Raw genomic sequence first — 13,240 nt, forward strand, 5'->3', positions numbered from 1 at the left:
TCATCCTGCCGGGCCGGTCACGAAACGCGAACTCCCGCCACCGGCGTCACGCATTCGGGCTAAGGTGCGCCGAGCGTTGCGGCAACGAGGGGGAACCGGGGATGTTCGGGATCATCAGGCCGTGCCGGCACCGGCTGGCCGAAAGCCTGCACGCGGACTGGCTGGCCCACCTGTGCGGGCTGTGCCTGACGCTGCGCGACGAGCACGGCCAGTTCGCCCGGGTGGTCACCAACTACGACGGGTTGATCATCTCGGTGCTGGTCGAGGCGCAGGCACCGCGCGCGGACGGCCGCCGCGAAGCGGGCCCGTGCCCCTTGCGGGGGATGCGGACGGCGTCGGTGGCCCGCGGCGAGGGCGCCCAGCTGGCGGCGGCGGTGTCCCTGGTCCTGGCGGCGGCCAAGGTCGGCGACCACGTCGAGGACGGCGACGGCGCGTTCGGAAGGCGCCCGGTGGCCGCGGCGGCGCGCCGGGTCGCGGCCCGCTGGACGGCGCAGGGCAGGCGCACGGGCGGCCAGGTCGGCTTCGACACGACGGTGCTGACGGAGGCGGTCGAGGGGCAGGGCACCCTGGAATCGTCGGTGCGCCTCGGCGATTCGCCACTGCTGGCAACGGAACCGGCCGAGCGAGCCACGGCGGCGGCGTTCGCGCGCACGGCGGAGCTGGCGGGCAAGCCGGGCAACGCGGCGGCGCTGGCCGAGGCGGGCCGGTTGTTCGGCCGGGTGGCACACCTGCTGGACGCGGTCGAGGACTACGCGGCGGACGCGGCGGTGGGGGCGTGGAACCCGTTGCTGGCCACGGGAACGGGCCCGGAGGAGGCCCGCCGGCTCTGTGACGACGCGGTGCTGGGGGTGGAGCTGGCGTTGCGCGAGGCGGACTTCGCCGAGCCGGCGCTGGTGCACGCGCTGCTGGTGCACGAGCTGCGCCAGGCGGTGCGAAGGGCCTTCGGCCACGGCTTCGCCCACGCCCACGGCCACGACCACGCGCACGGCTCGGGGGAGGGCTCGCCGCTCGGGCACGGCCACGCCTCGGGGCAGGGCGAGGTCTTGTTCTTCGGGCGCGGCTCCGGGGCGGGGGAGGGCTCTTCCTCGTCGGCCGGCGAGTGGTCCTCGCCCGAGCACGGCTCGTGGCCGGGCGGCCCGGCCGGCCAGCAGCCGCCGCCGCCTGGGTGGATCGGGCCGGGGCCCACTCCGCAGCAGCATCCCCACCAGCCGCCGCCGGGCTGGGTCGGGCGTGGGCCGGCGCCTCAGCAGCACCCGCACCAGGTGCCGCCCGGCTGGGGCGCGCCGCCGCCGGGCCCGGTCCCGCCGCCGGGCGCTCCCGGCGGTCGTGGCCCCGGCGGTCCGAACGGCCCCGGCGGTCCAGGCGGCCGCGGTCCCGGCGGCCCAGGCGGCCCCGGTGGTCCGGGTGGCCCCGGTGGTCCGGGTGGCCCCGGTGGTCCGGGTGGCCCCGGTGGTCCGGGTGGCCCCGGTGGGCCCGGCGGACCGGGCGGCCCCAAAGACCCCAATGACCCCGGCAAGCGCGACAAGCCCAAGTTCCACGACGGCAAGGGCGGCGGCCTCTGGTACCCGAAATTCGCCGTCCCGCCGAAGAAGCGCAACGCCTTCCTCGGCTGCGCCCTCATCCCCTACATGTGCTGCACCTGTCAGTTCTGCTGCCGCGACCCCTACCCTGGCCCGTGGAGCGGCAAGCCGATCGACGCCTGGGGATGCGATTGCGACTGCTGCGACTGCTGTTCCTGCTGTGACTGCGGTTGCTGAAGGGGAGACCATGACCGACCCGATGGCCCAGCTCCACGAACAGGGCCGCGAGAACTTCGCCGAGCTCGTCGACGGCGGAAAAGCTCGCCTCGACGCGCTCTTCGCCACCGTCCCGGCGCTGGGCGAGCTGGCCGTCGGCACGGTCTATGGCCACCTCCACGAACGCCCGGCGCTCGACGCCCGCACGCGCGAAGCCGCCACGCTCGCCGCCATCGTCGCCGCGGGCATGGTGGGCCCGCCGCTGAGCGTCCACCTCCGCACCGGGCTCGCCTCGGGCCTGTCGCCGGCGGAGATCTGCGAAGTCGTCGTCCAGGCCGCGGCCTTCGCCGGCTTCCCGCGCGCGGTTTCCGCCGCCGACCAGCTGAACCGCCTCTTCGAAGGTCACGGCCTGCCCATCCCGCCCCCGCCGTCGCCGCGCGAGGCCGTCCTCGCGCACCTCGCGGCTCCCGAAGGCGAGGTCGCCGAGGTGCTGGCCGCGTTCCCGCGCACCGAGGTCCAGGCGACCGGCCCCGACCGGGTGCTGGTCTCGTGCTTCGGCGACGACCCCGTCCCCGGCGCGGTCCTGCACTGCAGTGTCGACGGCGGCGATGTCACCTCGGTCACGGTGTTCCGCTCCCGCTGACCAGGGCGAACGGAAATTGTCGGTGGGTCGGCCTACTCTGTTCCACGTGGCTTTCGCAACCGAACACCCCGTACTCGCCCAGTCCGACTTCCGGCCCGTCTCGGAGATCCCGCGGACCGGCGGCCGGTTCGAGGTGGTCAGTGACTACCAGCCCGCCGGCGACCAGCCGGCGGCCATCGACGAGCTCGAACGCCGGATCAAGGCGGGCGAGAAGGACGTCGTGCTGCTCGGCGCCACCGGCACCGGCAAGTCGGCGACGACGGCGTGGCTGATCGAGCGCGTCCAGCGGCCGACGCTGGTGATGGCGCCCAACAAGACCCTCGCCGCCCAGCTGGCGAACGAGCTGCGCGAGCTCTTCCCGCACAACGCGGTCGAGTACTTCGTCAGCTACTACGACTACTACCAGCCCGAGGCGTACATCGCGCAGACGGACACCTACATCGAGAAGGACTCGTCGATCAACGACGACGTCGAGCGGCTGCGGCACTCGGCGACGATGAACCTGCTCTCGCGCCGGGACGTCATCGTGGTCGCCAGTGTCTCCTGCATCTACGGCCTCGGCACACCGCAGTCGTACCTGGACCGCTCCTCGAAGCTCGCGGTCGGCATGCAGCTCGACCGGGACGTCTTCCTGCGGGCCCTGGTCGACGTGCAGTACACCCGCAACGACATCGCCTTCGCGCGCGGCACGTTCCGCGCCCGTGGCGACACGGTCGAGATCATCCCGGCGTACGAGGAGCTGGCGATCCGGGTCGAGTTCTTCGGCGACGAGGTCGAGAAGCTGTACTACCTGCACCCGCTGACCGGCGACATCGTCAAGGAGGTCGACGAGGTCCGGATCTTCCCGGCGACGCACTACGTCGCCGGCCCGGAGCGGATGGAAAAGGCGATCCAGGGCATCGAGAAGGAGCTCGAGGAGCGGCTCGCCGAGCTGGAGCGGCAGGGCAAGCTCCTGGAGGCGCAGCGGCTGCGGATGCGCACGGCCTACGACATCGAGATGATGCGCCAGGTCGGCTTCTGCTCGGGCATCGAGAACTACTCGCGCCACATCGACGGCCGCGGCCCGGGTTCGGCGCCGGCGACGCTGATCGACTACTTCCCCGAAGACTTCCTGCTGGTGATCGACGAGTCGCACCAGACCGTCCCGCAGATCGGCGGCATGTACGAAGGCGACATGTCCCGGAAGCGCAACCTGGTGGAGTACGGCTTCCGGCTGCCGAGCGCGGTCGACAACCGGCCGCTGACCTGGGAGGAGTTCTCCGACCGGATCGGCCAGACGGTGTACCTGTCGGCGACGCCGGGGCCGTACGAGATGGGCCAGGCGGGCGGCGAGTTCGTCGAGCAGGTCATCCGGCCGACGGGCCTGGTCGACCCGAAGGTGGTCGTGAAGCCGACCGAGGGCCAGATCGACGACCTGGTGCACGAAATCCGGGAGCGGGCGGATCGCGACGAGCGCGTCCTGGTCACCACGCTGACGAAGAAGATGGCCGAGGACCTGACCGACTACCTGCTGGAGCTGGGCATCCGGGTGCGCTACCTGCACTCGGAGGTCGACACGCTGCGCCGGGTCGAGCTGCTGCGGCAGCTGCGGGCGGGCGACTTCGACGTGCTGGTCGGCATCAACCTCCTGCGGGAGGGCCTCGACCTGCCGGAGGTGTCGCTGGTGGCGATCCTCGACGCGGACAAGGAAGGCTTCCTCCGGAGCGGCACGTCGCTGATCCAGACGATCGGCCGCGCGGCGCGAAACGTCTCCGGCGAGGTCCACATGTACGCGGACAAGATCACCGACTCGATGCAGCACGCGATCGAAGAGACGGACCGCCGCCGCGAGAAGCAGGTGGCGTACAACAAGGAGCGCGGCGTCGACCCGCAGCCGCTGCGCAAGAAGATCGCGGACATCCTCGACCGCGTGTACAGCGAGGCCGAGGACACCGAGCAGGTCTCGGTGGGCGGCTCGGGCCGCAACTCCTCGCGCGGCAAGAAGCCCGAGCAGGGCGACCGGGTGCGCAGCTCGGGGATGCTGGTCGACAAGGACGTGTCGGCGATGCCGCGCGCCCAGCTGGCGGACCTGATCCAGCAGATGACCGACCAGATGATGCAGGCGGCGCGTGACCTCCAGTTCGAGCTGGCGGCACGCTTGCGCGACGAAATTTCGGACCTGAAGAAGGAGCTGAGGGGCATGGACGCGGCCGGCATCAAGTAGCGGCCGGGTCGCCGGGCCCGGACCGACAGCCAGACCCCGCCCTGCATCCCGATCCGAAGCCCCGACACGGCCGGCGGCACCGGGTCAAGGCACGCTTTCCCCGCCTTGACGCGGTGTCGCCGGCCGTAGTCACAATCGGGGATTAAGGGCCTCCCCAAGGCCGGTTCATCAGGCTCACTCAGGCGTAGGAGCGTTCTCATCCGGCTGCAGCATCCCGAACACATTCCCCTCGGTGTCCTTGCAATAAGCCAGCCAGCCCACCCCGGGCACCGGGTTCTTCGGCAGAGCCAGCGTCCCACCCGCCCGATTGACATCCCCCAACGACTCGTCCAGGTTCGCCACCTCGACAGTGTTGACGAAACCGTGGATCGGAGCCGACGCCTCCGGAGCCGGGCCTTGCCGAGGCAGCAGCCCGCCGTCGATTCCGGGGCCCTCACCGGTCGTGATCACCCAATAGGGCACATCGCCCCAGCGCTCGAACTTCCAGCCGAACACCGCCGTGTAGAACGCCACGGCGCGTTCGGGGTCGCCCGCGTGGATCTCGAAGTGGACGGGACGAGGCATGCGCGCCTCCTCAGGCCGGGCCGTCAGGGTGTGGTGAGAGTACGCCCGGCCTGAGAAAAGTTACAGTCGCGCCCGCGGCGTCAGGTCCGCGTCGAAGTCCGGGAAGCCCGCCGGGGCCGAGCGCCGGGCCAGGGGCGCGGCCGGTGGCAGGCCGGCCCATCGCCGGACCGTCGCCGTGGCCGCCGCGGCTTCGGCCGGGGCCAGCTGGGCGATCTTCGACCCGTGGTTGCCGCCCTGCACGTAGTACCGGTAGGAATCGCGGCTGCCGAAGCCGAGCTCGAACGGCTCCGCGCCCCACGGGTCGTCGGAGCCGTACACGAACAGCAGGCGGGTGCCGCGGGACTTGACCCAGAAGTCGATGTCGGGCATCGCCAGGTAGTCGAAGCGCGGCAGGCGGATCGACGCCGGCACGAACGTCTTCGGCTGGTCGGCGCCGGGGTAGCGCAGCAGGTCGCGCAGGTAGCCGTCGTACGCCTCGGGCGAGCCCAGCTGCACCGCCGCCTGGTAGTAGTACGGGATGTACGGCGCCAGGTCCTGGTCGGAGTACGTGTTGAGGCTCTCCACCTTCTCGTACCAGGCGTAGACGTCGGCCGCGGGCGCGCCCGGCGGCGGCACCGTCGCGCAGTCCGCCTGCTTCTGGTACTGCCAGAACGCGAAGTACGAGTCGATCACCGAAATCTCGAGGGACTTGTCGGCCGACCCGACGATCGAGAACGTCAGCCCGCGCTGCGCCGCGTCCGCCGCGGCGATCGCCCCCAGCTCGTCACGCCGCTTCAGCGCGTCGCGCTGGATCGCCTTCAGCGCGTCGCGGCACGCCGGGTCGGTGCCCACGCGGGACAGGAACCGGTTGTAGACGTCGACCGGGTCGATGACGTCGTTGGGCGCGACGTACGGGATCGTCGCGTCGACGTCGTCGGGGAAGAAGCGCCGGAAGTACGTCGCGGTCATGCCACCCTTGCTGCCGCCCGTGGCCAGCCACTTGCCTGGGTAGATCGCCTTGAACGCCTGCACCGCGCGGTGCTCGTCCGCCGCCGCCTGCCAGATCGTCAGCTGCTTCGCCCAGTTCTCCGGCTCCGGCCGGGACGGCGTGAAGTAGCGGTACTCCATCGACAGCTGGTTGCCGTCGACGATCTGCGTCGGCTCGGAGCGGTTCGGCGAGCCGCTGACGTTGTAGCCGCTCGTGAAGGCGACCGTCGGGGCGGCGAAGTCGCGGTGCAGCAAGGTGAACCGCTGCTGGAACGTGCCCGCGCCGGGGTGCCGGTGGTCGGCGGGCTGGGTGTAGGTCAGCTTGAAGAACCGGAACCCGGCCGGCGCGGCGTCCTCGGAGACGACCGTCAGCCCCGGGATCCGCTGCAGCTGTGCCTTGATGTCGGGTGCCGCCGCGGCCGCCGGCGCCAGGCCGGCCAGCGCGAGCAGGACCGCACCCGCGGTGAAAAGTCTGCGCATCGAGCACCCTCCCGGCTCGTGGAACCCTCGGTGGGACCCTCACAGAACCGGCGCCGGTCGGCAATCGGCTGTCCGGGCGCAGCATCGGTGAGGATCCGACTTTCGGCGGGTGGCGCCGCGTCCTCCGGCGTGCCGACCGCGGGCATCGTGCGAGTTGTCCGCGTGATCCGGCCCACGTACGGTCCGAATCCGTAGGCACCGTCATCGAGCGAGGGGTCCGCCATGAAGGTTTCCGACTGCCCCACGACGCAGGTCGAAGTCCGCATCGACGCGTCGCCGGCCGAGGTCTGGTCCTGGCTGCTGGACGTCGACCTGCCGGCCCGGTTCTCCACCGAGTTCCAGGGCGGCGGCTGGGTCGAGGGCGCCGAGCCCGGTCTCGGCGCGCGGTTCCGCGGCCGCAACTCCCACCCGGTCGCCGGGGAGTGGGAGACGATCTCGACCGTCACCGGCTACGAGCCCGGGCGGCTGTTCGCCTGGACCGTGATGGACGTGACGAACCCGGCCGCGTCGTGGCGCTTCGAGCTCGTCCCGGACGGCGACGGCACGATCCTGCGGCAGTGGGCCCGGATCGGCCCCGGCCCGTCCAATCTGACGAGGATCATCGGCTCGATGCCCGAGCACGAAGAGGAGATCGTCGCGATGCGGCTCGGTGAGCTGCAGGCCAACATGCAGAAGACCGTCGAGGGCATCAAGGCACTGGCCGAGAGCGGCGTGCACGCCGCCTAGCGGAGCACCCTGTCCACATAGGACTTGACGGCGGCGAGCGCCTCGGCGGACTGCCACAGCCGCTCCACTCGCGGGTCGTCCGAGTGGCGGTATTCGGCGATCCGCTCGTGGAAGGGCTGCCGGATCTGGGCCTTGGTGTGGGCGAACGGCTCGGCGGGCAGCTCGCCGAGCCGGACCGCGACGGCGAGGGCCCGCTCGAGCACCTCCTCCGGCGGGGCAGGCTCGTCGGCCAGCCCGCGGGCCAAGGCCTCGGCCCCGCCCCAGGTTTCACCCGTGTAGGTGAGCGAAGGCAGCCGTGCCGTCCCGTAGGCGCAGCGGAGGATCTCCAGCGCGGCCAACGGGAACGGCAGCCCGACGAGCAGCTCGGTCACGCCGATCCGGCCGGCGCCCAGCACCCGGTGGTCGCAGGCCGCGGCGAGCACCGCGCCGCCCGCGATGGCGGGCCCGTTCAGCGCGGCGACCACCGGACGCGGGCAGCCGAACACGGCCAGCAGCGCGTCGGACAGCAGCGGCAGGAACTCCGCCACGTACGGCGCCCCGCCCGCGTCGAGCCGCTTGAGGTCGACGCCCGCGCAGAAGATGCCGCCGGTGCCGGTGAGCACCACGGCCCTGGCCTGCTCGGCGTCCTCGAGCCGCCGCACCAGCTCCCGGCACGAGTCCGTGTCGAGCGTGTTGCCCCGGCCGTGGTCGATCCGGAGCACGGCGACGTCGCGGTGGCTGTCCAGGCTGATCGGCACGGCCTGACCGTACCGCGGCGAGCCACCCCGTGAGCCTCAGCTGGTGATGTCCTTTCGAGCGAACCGCCGCCCGGCGTAGAGGAAGAACACCGTCCCGTAGATCGCCGCCGACAGCATGCCGCTCGCCAGGTTGGTCCAGTCGACGTCGGTCGAGATCAGGTCCATCCAGGAGAACGCGTAGTGCGTCGGCAGGTAGTTCCGGAGCCCCTCCAGCGCGGTGATCTGGTCCAGGATCTGCGACAGGATCGCCACCAGCACCGCGCCGCCGACCGCGCCGAGCGGGGCGTCGGTCGACACGCTCAGCGCCAGCGCCAGGCCGGCCACCCAGGCCAGCTGCAGGATGATGTACACAGTGGACAGTGCGATGGCGAGCAGGCTGTCGCCGAACGAAACCGCGTCACCCGTCGGGCTGATCGCGTCGCCCGCGCCGTACCAGAGCACCCCGACGCCGAGCGACACCAAGGGCAGCAGCACGAGCGCGAACGCCGAGAGCAGTCCCGACACGATCGCCTTCTGCCGCAGCACCCGCTGCCGCGGCACCGGCACGGCCAGCAGGTACTTCAGGCTCGACCACGACGCCTCGCTCGCGATGGTGTCGCCGAAGAACAGCGCGACGATCATCGGCAGCAGGAACGTCCCGGACACGAACAGCGCCAGCACGACGAAGTTCGGCGCGGACGCCGTGGCGAGGTCGACGAAGCCGCCGCTGCGCCGGTTCGGGTTCGACTGCCCGAGCTGGAACGCGATCACCAGGATGAACGGCAGGATCGCGACGAACCCGAGCAGGAACTGCGTCCGCCGCCGCTTGAGCTGGCGCCGCAGCTCGACGCCGAGCCGCAGCGTCCGCCGCGCGGAGTAGCCCTCGACCGCGCCGTCCGGCCCCACGCCCGCGTGCTCGGCCGACGCGACGTCGCTCAGCTCGTCGAGCGCGTGCGGATCGGTGTGCACCCCGGAATCCGTGTTCATTTCGCCTCCGCGGGAGGAAGTACGTCGGCGGTCACGACTCTTCTCCGACCAGTTGCAGGAACGCGTCTTCCAGCCGGCGCCTCGGCCCGGCCTGCTCCACCGCGACGCCGGCGCGCACCAGCGCGGCCACGCCCTCGGCCCGCGGCAGCTCGCCGAGGTTCGCGTGCACGAGCTCGCCCTCGACGTCGACGTCGGTGACACCGCTGAGCGCTTTGAGCGCCGCGGCGGCCGCGGCCGGGTCGTCGACCCGGAACGTCGCCTCGCCACCGGCCGCGGCCAGCTCGCCGACCTCGCCGGAGGCGACCAGCGAGCCGCGGTGCATGACCACGACGTGCGTGCAGGTCTGCTCGACCTCGGCCAGCAGGTGGCTGGACACCACCACGGTGCGGCCGGTCGCGGCGTACCGCTTCAGCACCTCGCGCATCTGGTGGATCTGGGGCGGGTCGAGCCCGTTGGTCGGTTCGTCGAGCACCATGAGCTCCGGCAGGCCGAGCATCGCCTGGGCGATCGCCAGCCGCTGCCGCATGCCCTGGCTGTAGGTCCGCACCCGGCGTTCGACCGCGTTGCCGAGCCCGGCGATCTCCAGCGCCTCCGCGAAGTGCGCCTTGTCGGCCGGACGCCCGGTCGAGGCCCAGTACAGCTCGAGGTTCGCCCGGCCGGACAGGTGCGGCAGGAAGCCCGACCCTTCGACGAACGAGCCGATGCGCGAGAGCACCGGCGCGCCCGGGGTGATCTTGTGCCCGAACACGCGGATGCTGCCCTCGGTCGGCGTGATCAGGCCCATCAGCATCCGCAGGGTGGTCGTCTTGCCGGCGCCGTTCGGCCCGAGCAGGCCGAGCACCTGGCCCGGTTCGACGCGGAACGAGAGGTCCTTCACCGCGACGAACCCGCCCGCGTACTGCTTGCGCAGGCCCTCGATGACCAGCGGAGTCGTCGCGAGCCCCGGGTCGACGTCAGTGGCGCGACGGCGGCGCAGGGCGGCGAAGAGCACCGCGGCGAGGCCGATCGCCAGCGTGACGCCGATACCCACCAGCTGCCCGACCGGCGCCGGGGACCCGACGGACTTGCCCGGCACGACCGGCACGGCCAGCGCGGTGCCGCCGGCGAGCCCGATCCGGAACACCGCCGGCGCGGCCGGCGTGGCGTAGCCCTGGTCGGTGGTGCCGACGACGAGCCGCAGCGAGTGCCCGCCCTCGATCGGCCGGACGATGCCGGGCAGCGTCACGGTGACGTCGACCGGGGTGCCGTCGGCGGGCAGCCCGCTCACCCGGAACGGCGCGATGGCGTTGGCCGGCAGCACGCGCGAGCCGTCCTGCCCGACGTCGTAGAGCTTCGCGAACAGCACCGCGTCCGGCTGCGGGTGCGCCGGGTCCGCGGCGACCCGCAGCCGCACGGTGGACGAGCCGCTGACGACGACCTGGCCGTCGAAGGGAGCCGTGGCGAACTGCGCGGCCTGGCCGGGCGGGTCGTTGCTGAACAGCGCGCCGAGCCGCGACGAACTGCTCGCGACGCCGTTGAGGCCGGGGATCCCGCTGACCGCCGCCGGGTTCGCCCCGGCCGGGCGCACCACCGGCTGCTCGGGGCCGCCCAGCGCGAGCAGCCGCCGCTCGGTGGCCGAGCCGTCGAGCCCGGGGTAGGCGGCCGCGGTGACCGTGCGGACCGACGGCGTCCCGTTGGCGCGCAAGGTGCCCTGGACGTCGTAGCTGAAACCGGTGCCCGGGTCGCCGCCGTCCAGCGCCGTCTTCAGGAAGTCGGCGATCTTGGCGCGCAGCTGCGGGCCGGGCTTGCCGCCGTCGTGGCCGCCGGTGTACCAGATCGTCTTGACCTTGCCGCCCGCCGCGGTGATCTGCCGGGCGTTCGCGTCGGACTGGTCGAGGCCGAACAGCGTGTCGCTCTCGCCCTGCACCAGCAGCGTCGGCACGGTGATCTTGCCGGTGACGGACGCTGGGGAAACGCGGCGCAGCAGGTCGACGCTCGCCTGGCTCGCCTGCCCGGTGGTGCCGAGTTCGGTGTAGGCGCGACAGACCGCGGCGGTGAACCGGCCACAGGGATCGGCCGGCGCGGTGCGCGGTCCGCCCGCGCCCGGCGGCCCGGCGGGCAGGGCGGCCCCCGCGGCGGCGGCCGTCCCGGCGGCGCCGGTGGAGCCGGTGTCGGTTTCCTGCCCGGCCTCCGGTGCCTCGGCGGACGGCGAGCCGCTCGCCGCGGCGCCCGAGCCGGCCGAGAAGAAGATGCCGGCCCAGCTCTTCTTGAAGACGCCGTCGGTCGAGAAGGCACCGGCGGACGGGGTGCCCGGGGCGGCCGACGCGGGGGTCGCCGCGTTCGGGATCAGGCCCTGGGCGAGGTCGTTGTAGGTGATCACGGGCGCGATCGCGTCGACGCGCTTGTCCGTACCGGCCAGCAGGAGCGACAGCGCGCCACCGTAGGAGGCGCCGGTGACGGCGACCTTCGGGTCGCCCTTGGCGTCGAGCGTCACCTGGTGCTGCGCGACGAGCCGGTCGATCAGGCGGCTCGCGTCGGCGACCTCGCCGTCCGGATCGTTGAGCCCGATCTTGCCGGTGCTCTTGCCGAAGCCGCGCGCGGACCACGTCATCACGACGAAACCCTTCCGCGCGAGCTCGCGGGCGTCGTCGGCGACGCTGTTCTTGTCGCCGCCGAAGCCGTGCGCGAGCAGCACCGCCGGTGCCGGCACGGTCGCGGGCAGGTAGGTGGTCGTGTCGATCTTGACCTGCTCGGCCGAGCCGGGGGCGGCGGGCAGGTCGAGCAGGGCGTCCTGGGTGGGCACCGCGGGCGGGGCCGTGTCGCGCGTCGCCCAGAGGACGGTCGCGGCGGCGAGCACCGCCACGACGGCGCCGAGCGCCGTGAGCCGGGCTCGGCGGGTGCGCGGGAGCGGGAGTCGGGGCACGACGTGACCGTATGTGAAGTTTCCTGAGAGTGTTCTCCGCGGCTCACAGTGATCACACGTTTCGGACCACCTGGTGGACCGAGGTGACCGGAATTACACGACCAACCCGGTGACGTGCGCGATCCCGGCTGGCGCTCGGGTGGGGGGAACCGGCAAACTGGACGCGCTGTGAGGGGAGTATTCCTTCGCGGCGGTGTCGTCAGCACGGTGGCCCTGCGCCCCCGGCACCGTCGGCCGGTGGTTTCACCGGCGGGAGAGACCTCCGGTTAGTTGCTGCTGCGCACTATCCGGAGGTTCTGGTTCCATGACTGTCCCCCTGTGGCTGTGGATCGCCACGATCGGTGGCCTGCTCGCGCTGATCGCGCTGGACCTGGTCATCGTCGATCGCAAGCCGCACGAAGTGACCACGGGGGAAGCGGCTCGCTGGGTCATCTTCTACGTCTCGTGCGCGATCGTCTTCGGCATCGGCGTGTGGGTCTTCGCCGGGCACGACCCGGGCGTCGAGTTCTTCACCGGGTACATCACCGAGTACTCGCTGAGCGTCGACAACCTGTTCATCTTCATGATCATCATGGGCTCGTTCAAGGTGCCCGCCATCCACCAGCACCGCGTGCTGCTGGTCGGCATCCTGCTCGCGCTCGCCATGCGGAGCGTCTTCATCGCCATCGGCGCCGCGCTGATCGCCCAGTTCGTCTGGGTGTTCTTCCTGTTCGGCGCGGTGCTGATCTGGACGGCGATCAGCATGCTGCGCGGCAAGGGCGAGGAAGAGGAGTACCACGAGAACGCCGTGACCCGGCAGGTCCGCAGGTTCGCCCCGGTGACCGACGACTACCACGGCCACCACTACACGGTGAAGATCAACGGCAAGCGGATGATCACGCCGATGCTGCTGGTGATCGTGGCCATCGGCTCGGCCGACCTGCTCTTCGCCGTCGACTCGATCCCGGCGATCTTCGGGATCACGCAGGAGGCATTCCTCGTCTTCACCGCCAACGCCTTCGCGCTGATGGGCCTGCGTCAGCTGTACTTCCTGCTCGGCGGCCTGGTGACCAAGCTCGTCTACCTCAGCTACGGCCTAGCGGTGATCCTCGCCTTCATCGGCGCGAAGCTGTTCCTGCACGCCCTGCACGAGTACCACGTCGTCCCGGACTGGCTGGACATCAACAACTGGATCTCCCTCGGCGTGATCGTCGTCGTGCTGACCGTGACCACGGTGGCCAGCCTGGCGAAGGCCCGGCGCGACGAGCGCAAGCAGGTCGCCGCGTGATCGAGTACCCGTAAAACTCGTTCGCATCGCTAAGGAATCGGGTACGGTCG

The 13,240-nt window shown here is 71.8% G+C and carries 10 protein-coding genes; 5 read left to right on the top strand and 5 right to left on the bottom strand.

From position 1 onward, the window contains the following. Positions 1-101: 101 nt before the first annotated feature. From ACWED2_RS17590 to uvrB, 3 genes are read left to right on the top strand one after another with little or no spacing between them, the layout of a single operon-like run. Positions 102-1,757: a DUF5685 family protein gene (locus tag ACWED2_RS17590; RefSeq protein WP_449691525.1), complete on the top strand. Its 1,656-nt coding sequence runs from the start codon at positions 102-104 to the stop codon at positions 1,755-1,757. A gap of 10 nt (positions 1,758-1,767) precedes the next feature. Continuing rightward, complete coding sequence (locus tag ACWED2_RS17595; RefSeq protein ID WP_449691526.1) at positions 1,768-2,379, top strand: carboxymuconolactone decarboxylase family protein; 612 nt, start codon at positions 1,768-1,770, stop codon at positions 2,377-2,379. A gap of 46 nt (positions 2,380-2,425) precedes the next feature. Further along, positions 2,426-4,582, top strand: a complete 2,157-nt coding sequence (gene uvrB / locus ACWED2_RS17600; protein ID WP_449691527.1) for an excinuclease ABC subunit UvrB — start codon at positions 2,426-2,428, stop codon at positions 4,580-4,582. Positions 4,583-4,756: 174 nt separating this feature from the next. On the opposite strand, the gene ACWED2_RS17605 is transcribed toward uvrB, so the two are convergent. Then, positions 4,757-5,146 carry a VOC family protein gene (locus ACWED2_RS17605; RefSeq protein WP_449691528.1) on the bottom strand — a complete coding sequence of 130 codons (390 nt, stop codon included), beginning with the start codon at positions 5,144-5,146 and terminating at the stop codon, positions 4,757-4,759. Between the two features lie 60 nt (positions 5,147-5,206). Further along, entirely contained in the window at positions 5,207-6,592 is a 1,386-nt protein-coding gene (locus tag ACWED2_RS17610; RefSeq protein WP_449691529.1) for a S28 family serine protease, read from the bottom strand. 222 nt (positions 6,593-6,814) lie between these two features. On the opposite strand from ACWED2_RS17610, the gene ACWED2_RS17615 reads away from it, so the two are divergent. Next, complete coding sequence (locus tag ACWED2_RS17615) at positions 6,815-7,318, top strand: SRPBCC family protein (RefSeq protein WP_449691530.1); 504 nt, start codon at positions 6,815-6,817, stop codon at positions 7,316-7,318. On the opposite strand, the gene ACWED2_RS17620 is transcribed toward ACWED2_RS17615, so the two are convergent. The 3 genes from ACWED2_RS17620 to ACWED2_RS17630 are packed head-to-tail and all read right to left on the bottom strand — an operon-like array spanning position 7,315 to position 11,923. Beyond that, the gene (locus ACWED2_RS17620; protein ID WP_449691531.1) at positions 7,315-8,055 is read right to left on the bottom strand and encodes an enoyl-CoA hydratase/isomerase family protein; all 741 of its coding nucleotides are present in this window, start codon (positions 8,053-8,055) and stop codon (positions 7,315-7,317) included. The genes ACWED2_RS17615 and ACWED2_RS17620 overlap by 4 nt on opposite strands. Positions 8,056-8,091: 36 nt before the next feature. Then, positions 8,092-9,021, bottom strand: a complete 930-nt coding sequence (locus ACWED2_RS17625) for an ABC transporter permease (RefSeq protein WP_449691532.1) — start codon at positions 9,019-9,021, stop codon at positions 8,092-8,094. Positions 9,022-9,052: 31 nt separating this feature from the next. Continuing rightward, positions 9,053-11,923: an alpha/beta fold hydrolase gene (locus ACWED2_RS17630; RefSeq protein WP_449691533.1), complete on the bottom strand. Its 2,871-nt coding sequence runs from the start codon at positions 11,921-11,923 to the stop codon at positions 9,053-9,055. Positions 11,924-12,227: 304 nt separating this feature from the next. On the opposite strand from ACWED2_RS17630, the gene ACWED2_RS17635 reads away from it, so the two are divergent. After that, entirely contained in the window at positions 12,228-13,190 is a 963-nt protein-coding gene (locus tag ACWED2_RS17635) for a TerC family protein (RefSeq protein ID WP_449691534.1), read from the top strand. Positions 13,191-13,240: the final 50 nt, after the last annotated feature.

The sequence above is a fragment of the Amycolatopsis sp. NPDC005003 genome (assembly GCF_053600695.1).